Genomic DNA, 6,686 nt, shown 5'->3' on the forward strand with positions numbered 1-6,686 from the left:
CCCGGGAACTCTCCCCCCGCCATCTCCCGGGCCGCCTGGTTCGCGAAGAGGGGCCGGCCGGAGCGGGGCTCCATCAGCATCAGGGCCACCGGCGTCCGGTCCAGCACCGCCTCCAGCCACTGCTGCTGGTTCCTCAGCGACGCGGCCCACTCCTGCAACTTCTGCCGGGCCTCCACCTGCTCCGTCACGTCGATGGCGAAGGACAGCACGCAGTCCACCTGCCCGCTCACGTCGCGAAGCGGTTGGTAGGTGACGTCGAAGAGCCGCGTCGTCGCCACCCCGTCCCCGTCATGGTCGAAGACGATGGGCAGCTCCTTGTCCGTCTGGACCTGGCCGGAGGTGTAGGCCCGCTCCAGGATGGCCGAGTAGGCCCGCCCCGGCTCGTTATCCAGGTCGTGCAGCGAGACGCCCGTCAGGTCCCTCCCTTGCGACGCCCTCCGGAAGAGGGGATTCACCAGCGTGAACACCTGCTGCCGGCCCGCCACGATGGCGACACCCGCGGGCGCGCTCATCAGCACGGCGCGCAGCCTCGCGCGCTCGGTCTCCACCAGCGCTTCGGCCCGCTTGCGCTCGGTGATGTCCTCCGCCGTGGACACCCACTCCCCGATGTCACCCGTGTCATCGAAGACGGGCACCGCCCGGCCCACCACGTCCCGGTAGCCTCCCGCGTGGAAGCGCAGGCGGAACTCGCCCTGGTAGGACTTGCGCGTACGCAGCGCCTCCACCCACCCGCGCACCACGCGCTTGCGGTCCTCCGGGTGGATGGCGTGGAGCCAGCCCAGCCCCAGGTGCTCCTCGTGGGTCTGCCCGGTGAAGGCCAGCCATCGCGGCGCGGGTTCGACCACCTCTCCCCGACGGTTGGTCGTCCACACCGGCTGCGCCATGGCCTCCACCAGCGAGCGGTAGCGCTGCTCGCTGGCCCGGAGCGCGTCGTGCGCCTTGCGCTGCTCGGTGACCTCCGCCACGACGACGCCCGTGCCCAGCAGCACCCCCGAAGCCGTCCGCACCGGGTAGTAGCTGGCCAGGAAGTGGCGCTCCACCCCCAGGGCCTTGGACGTCGCGCCCTTGATTTCAAAGGTCCGCGCCTCTCCCCCGTCCATGATGTGCTGGTAGTGGGGGCGCAGCGTGGACCACATCTCCGGGACGATCTCCTGCACCTTGCGGCCCAGGTGGGCGGCGCGCGGAATCCCGTTGAGCTCCGCCAGGGCCTCGTTGACCTGGACGAACCGCTGATCCATGTCCACCACGGCAAGGCCCACGGGCGTGCATGCCACCAGGGTCTCGAGGAGCAGTCGCGAGTGCTCCTCGGTGATTCCCTCGGTGGCCACACTGTCGAAGCTGGCGCTGGGACTCTCCACGCGCGTCTCCTGGGGCCCGGCCCCTTCCTTCGCGAGCGTGGAAGCAGCGCCTCGTGACGCTGCTTCCCGCCCCCGACAAAGGCCTGATCTGGAGGGTGCGCATCCCGGGGACGCCCTGGCAGCCGCCACCCACCCGGGGCTGGAGCCGCTGACTGGCCGGCCCCTGGCGCCCGTGTCACCCGCGCCGTCGTCGGGGGCCCCGGCCCAGGTGCAGCCCCAGCGCGAGCAGCAGCCCCAGCACGGCGCCTCCCCCTCCGCTGGTGCCACAGGAGCACCCTCCGCCTTCACCTCCCAGCGTGCGCGCCTGGCCTCGCAGGGTGAGGGCCGCCTCCGCGTCCGTCTCCCCCCGCAGCCGCAGCCGCAGCGTGCTCGTGGCGGCGCCTCCCTCCTGTGGATGGAAGCTCACCCGCAGCGTGGCCTGGGCTCCGGAGGGCAGCTCCGCGTCCAGCGCGCTCGCATCGATTTCGAAGGCGGGGTTCGTGTTCTCCAGCAGGCTGATGCGCGCGGGCGAGGCGGACTGGTTGGTGAGGGTGATGGCGCGGGGCTCGCTCGTCGCGCCGATGTCCACCCAGCCCAGGTCCAGCTCCTGGGGCTCGATGGAGAGGAAGCTCGCCACCGTCACGCCGGACAGTGACAGCAGCGCGGCGCGCTCCTGCTCCTTCGTGCCCAGCACCAACGTGGCCTTCGACGTGGCCACCTGCGCGGTGTCGTACCGCAGCTCCAGCGTCAGCGAGTCCCCGGACGCCAGGGCGCGGCCTTCCGCCGCGATGACCGGGGACACCACGGTGAAGTGCGACGCCTGGGGCCCCTCCACCTTCGGGGGCAGGAGCACGAGCTCCCGTGTGCTGTCGTTGGTCAGCACCACCTTCGTCGACGCGGCCTCCGCCTGGCGCACGGTGCCGAAGTCCACCGTGCGGCTCAGCGCGCGGAACACCGTGGACAGTCCCCGGCCCGACAGCATCACCCTGGATACGGGCGACTCCACGTCGCTGGTCACCAGCTCCAGCGCGGCCTTGGAGGTGACGTCCGGGCGGGGCACGTACTTCACGAAGAGGTCGCGCCACTCCTGGGGCCCCAGCGTGAGGGGCAGCACGGGCTCCGGCTCCAGGCTGAAGTGCGACGGCTCCGACTGCTCCGCCACGCCGACGATCTCCAGCCCCGTCACCTTCAGCGACTGGAGCGATTCGTTGGTGATGCGCACGGAGCGGATGGCGGACGCCGAGGACTCGGCCACGCGGGCGCCGAACTCCACGTTGAGCGCCGACAGGCCGAGCTGGCTCGTCCTGCCCTGTCCGCCCAGGGTCACCACCGTGCTGGTACCGCGGCTGTCGTCCGACGTGATGCGCAGCGCGGCGTTGAAGCGCCGCTGGGCGTCCGGGCGGAACTGCAGCGTGAGCGCCACGTTGCCTCCCGGCTCCAGCACCGCGGGCAGCGCGGGCTTCTGCATCACGAAGGACTTCGCGTCCTCGCCTTCCAGCTGGAGGTCTTGAATCGTCAGCCGGCCGGCCTCCGCGCCGGTTCCCGCGTCCGTGCCGTTGCCCGCTCCCAGGTCCAGGTGGGTGAGGCGCAGGGCGATGAGCTCCGAGCCCGCGCCCACCCGCGTGCCGCCGAAGTCCAGCGCCGCGTCGAAGGGGGCGCCGTCCTCGCGCGCCACCTCCAGCCGCGCGGACGTGGCCGTGCCCTGCAAGAGCAGCGGCAGCGGCGCCTGGGCCGTGGTGCCGCTGGTCGTCAGCGTGGCCGTCAACGTCCTGCGGCCTCCCTCCGGCCCCTGCGGTTGGAAGCGCAGCGTGAGCGGCGCGCTGCCTCCCGGGGGCACCAGCAACGGCAGGCCCGGCGCGGAGAACTCCGAGCGCCAGCGACTGGCGGCGTCGAAGTCGAGCGACACCTGCGCGGCGGCGATGCCCGTGTTCGTCACCGTCATCACCACCTCCGCCTTCGCCCCGAAGTTGACCGGGCCGAAGCTCACCGCGCTCGAAGGCAGGGACACGCTGCCCAGGCCCTCGACCTCCAGGGTGACGGCGGTGGGGCTCGTCTCCGCGTTGCTCACGAGGGTGAGGCCGCGGCTGATGGGCCCCCGCGTGGAGGGCTTCGCCGCGACGTGGAACGACGCGGTCGCGCCGGGCAGGACGTTGAAGCCGGGCAGCGACGGGGCGCAGGTCGCGGTCGCGGGGCGCGGCTCCGGGTAGAGGCAGAAGTCGCCGGGGACGGTGATGGAGTAGACGGCGAGCGGCGCCTTGCCCTCGTTCTTCACGACGATGGGCTGCGAGGGCCCCTCGATGCCCTGGGCCTGGGGCGCGAAGGACGGACGGGTGCCGCCGGGCAACACCAGCACGGGCACGGTGCCCCGGCCCGTGGCATTGAGGGGCAGGTCCGTGGAGCCGTCGGAGTTGCTCAGCACGTGCAGGGTGCCCAGCGCGTCCTGGGACGTCTCCGGGCGGAAGGTGACGTCCAGGAGCGCGGTGGCGTTCTTCACCAGGGTGAGCGGGAACGAGCCCGTCTGCGGCTTCGCGGTGAAGGGCCCGGCGGCCAGCACGTTGGACACGGTGAGCGTCGCGGTGCCGATGTTCTTGAGCGTCATCGTCTGCACGCTGGAGGTGCCCCGGGGCACTTCACCGAAGGTGAGCAGGCTGGTGCTCAGCTCCAGCTTCGCGAACGCGCCCACGCCGGACAGCGAGCGCGTGAGGTAGGGAATGGCGGGGTCCTTGTCCGTCGCCAGCTTGATCTCCAGCCGGGCGGACTCGAAGCCCGTCCGCGTGGGGCTGAAGGTGATGTCGATGCGGCGGGTGCCGTTCACCGGGATGAGGGTGTCGGGCCACTTGTCGACGCTCGCCTTGAAGTACGTGTCCGGGTTCGTCACGACGCTGCGCAGGTTGATGGGCACCTGGCCCGTGTTGGTGAGGACCAGGGACTTCAGGGTGGTGGTGTTGGGCAGCGTCTCGTTGAAGTCCACGGACGCGAGGTCCGCCGTCATCTGCACGTCCGCGCCCTGGCCGCTCAAGGGGAACCTGCGGGTCACCGTCGTGCTGGACTGCTCTCCGCGGAAGACGACCTCCAGCGTGTCCCGGGACAGCCGGCCCACGGTGCTCGGGGCGAAGGTGACGCGGAAGGGCGACTTGCGCTCCTCGCCGGGCGCGATGGGCACCTCCGAGGGCGGCACGGCGTCCACCGCGAACGGCGAGGACGAGGTCAGCACCTTCGCGCTCACCACGCGCAGCGAGTCGTTGGCCTGGAGGAGGTTCCTCAGCGTGAGCTGCGTGTTCGCGTGGAGCTGCTCCACCTGCTGCTGCCCGAAGTCGATGGACTCCACGCCGAAGACGGGGATGGGGCCGGTGGCGCTCGCCTTCACGAGCAGCGTCGGGGGCAGGGGCTGGTCGTCCATGGTGAAGAAGCGCGCTCGCGTCTCCAGCGTGCCCACGTCCGTGGGCCTGAACGCGATTCTCAGCGGCGTGGACGCGCCGGGCTGCAACGTCTGCGGGAGGAAGTCGCGGAGCTCGAAGTGCGCGCCGCTGTCCAGCGTGATGCGCGAGAGGAACAACGCCTGGTTGCCCTTGTTGGTGAGCTGCACCTCGCTGACGGTTTCAGTTCCCGGCGGCTGGCTCGGGAACGACAGTGTGGCGGGCGTCACGACGAGCTCCGGGGCGAGCGCGCGGCCCTGCAACGTCACCGGGGACACGGGCACGGTCGCGGTGCTCTGGAGCTGGAGCGTCCGTTCGAAGGACTCTCCCCAGGTGGCCGCCACGAACGTCAGGGTGAGCAGCGCGCTGCTGTGCGCGGGGACCGTCAGCCCCTCGGCGGGGATGCCGGAGAGGAGGTACGGCCGCAGCGGCTCCGAGGGGACCGGGAACACCGTGACGGGCCAGTCGGTGGGGTTCTGGAGCGTGAGCTGCTTTTCGGGGGAGGCCCCTCCCACGACGGCGTCCCCGAAGGGCAGGGTCGTGGGGCTGACCGTGAGCTGAGTGCGCTTCGCGGTGCCACTCAGGGCGATGTCGGACGGACAGCCCGACGTGGGCGTGGAGGTGAGCGAGAGCGTTCCCCCCAGGGCTCCGGAGTCCTGGACGCGCGGGTCGAACGTCACGAGCAGTTCGCGCGGCGCGGCTCCCGGCGCCAGCGTGAAGGGCGTCGAGGGGTTGACCGTGAAGGCCGCGAAGCTGACGGCGGGCGTCACGCTCAGCGACACGGTGCCCGTGTTGGACACCGTGACGCTCTTGGTTTCGCTGAAGGCGTCTCCGGCCTCCTGTTGCGCGAAGTCCAGCGCGCTGGGTGCCAACGCGAGGCACGCGATGCCCGGCACGGTGTCCCCCGAGAAGCTGACGGACGCGGTGGGCGTGCCCGTGTCGTTGCTGTGCACCTGGAGCGTCGCGGAGGCCGGGCCGGCCGCCGTCGGGAGGAACGTGACGGAGAGCGGCTTGCTCTCCCCGGCCGCGAGGCTGAACGCCACCGCGGGATCCACCTGGAAGGACGTGGCGCCCGTCAGCGTCAGGCCCGTCACCTGGAGGCGGGCGTCGCCGTCGTTGCGCACGGTCACCTGCTGCGCGGCGCTCTTCGTGCCCACCGCCTGTCGGGGGAAGGAGAGCGTGTCGTGGCTGAGGGCCACCTTCGGCGGGAGGACGCCCTGGCCGGTGAGCCAGGCGGTGGGCGCCGCCGGACACAGGTCGGTGTGCGTCAGCGACAGCGCGCCCAGGAAGTCGCCCCGCGTGGTGGGTTGGAACTGGACGGTCAGGGACGCGGCGCCGCCGGCTGGAACCGTCAGCAGGGAGGCGGGGACGGTGAAGGGGGCGGTGGCGCCAGGCGTGTCGGAGAACGGCGCGTTGCCGAGGTTGAGCACCGTCACGGTGCGCGACGTGGAGGCGCCGGCCGTCTGGGTGCCGAAGGGCACCGTCGTCTGGCTCAGCACGAGCAGCGGGCCCGTGGCCTTGCCGGACAGGGACGCCGTGAGTGTCGGCGCGTCCGGATCATCCGTGTCGAGCACCAACGTGCCCCGCATCGTGCCGGGCTGCTGCGGCGTGAAGGACACGTTGACGTCCAGGGTCCCCGGCCCCGCGGTGGTGGCCGCCGGGACGATGCAGGGCAGGGTGCAGGCCAGCCCCAGCGCGTCGCGCACGTCCTTGAGGAGGAAGCCTCCGCTGGAGGAGACGTAGAGCAGCTTCCGGGGCAGGGCCGAGGGGTTGCGCAGCCGCACCTTCCCCACGGCCTCCGTGCACGCGGGCTGCGCGGGGAGGTCGAGCGTGTTGCTCGACAGGGTGAGCGGGGCCGGGAGCGTGGGGCCGGGGCCTCCCGCATCCAGCGCTCCTGCGTCCAGTGCTCCTGCGTCCAACGTTCCGGCATCAG

Annotated in this window: 2 protein-coding genes; both read right to left on the minus strand. The window is 71.9% G+C overall.

Features of this window, described 5'->3' with window-relative positions; all coding sequences use genetic code 11:
- On the minus strand, positions 1-1,358 hold a 1,358-nt coding region (locus D7V97_RS37895; protein WP_147445143.1), incomplete at its 3' end, for a PAS domain-containing protein.
- Positions 1,359-1,533: 175 nt separating this feature from the next.
- Positions 1,534-6,672 (minus strand): choice-of-anchor D domain-containing protein, encoded by a 5,139-nt coding sequence (locus D7V97_RS37900; RefSeq protein ID WP_120615473.1) that lies wholly within the window; start codon positions 6,670-6,672, stop codon positions 1,534-1,536.
- Positions 6,673-6,686: the final 14 nt, after the last annotated feature.

The organism is Corallococcus sp. CA053C (assembly GCF_003611675.1).
Taxonomy (GTDB): Bacteria; Myxococcota; Myxococcia; order Myxococcales; family Myxococcaceae; genus Corallococcus.